The 494-nt window shown below is 42.5% G+C and carries 1 pseudogene; it reads left to right on the forward strand.

From position 1 onward, the window contains the following. Positions 1-263, forward strand: a pseudogene (locus J8L84_RS20250) (IS110 family transposase); the annotation flags it as partial. Positions 264-494 lie beyond the last annotated feature (231 nt).

Genomic DNA, 494 nt, shown 5'->3' on the forward strand with positions numbered 1-494 from the left:
AGCATTCCTCTGGTGGTAAAGAAGTCATGGGAACCATAGGTAAGTATTGTAAAAAAGGCTCCCTTCGAAGTCAGCTGATCACTGGTGCCATGTCAGTGGTGATTAAAGTGATAAAATATGGCGCAAAAACGAAAAAAGAACTTTGGTTGCAGGGCTTAATGCAACGGCGAGGTAATAGGTGTGCAGCTGTAGCCCTGGCTAACAAGACAGTCAGAACTGCTTATAGCATGCTGCAAAATAATACAGAATATCACGCTGCATAACTCACAGCGCAAAAAGAGTTAACCAACTAAAATGCTTGAACAAAGATAAAAATCTACAAACGAAGTCAGCCGCAAGCTTGGAGCATAAAAGCTCGCCAGCGAGACTTGGCCGTTTGTTCGCGTAAACATCAGTGAGCCAGAGATAGCTTCTCTACTAGAGCTCGAACATAAGCACGCATTTTTCTTTTTGTGATATTAAATTTTGGTTGTTGACATGGGGGAGTCCACATA

It is taken from the genome of Alteromonas sp. MMG017 (assembly GCF_018100795.1).
Classification (GTDB): Bacteria; Pseudomonadota; Gammaproteobacteria; order Enterobacterales; family Alteromonadaceae; genus Alteromonas.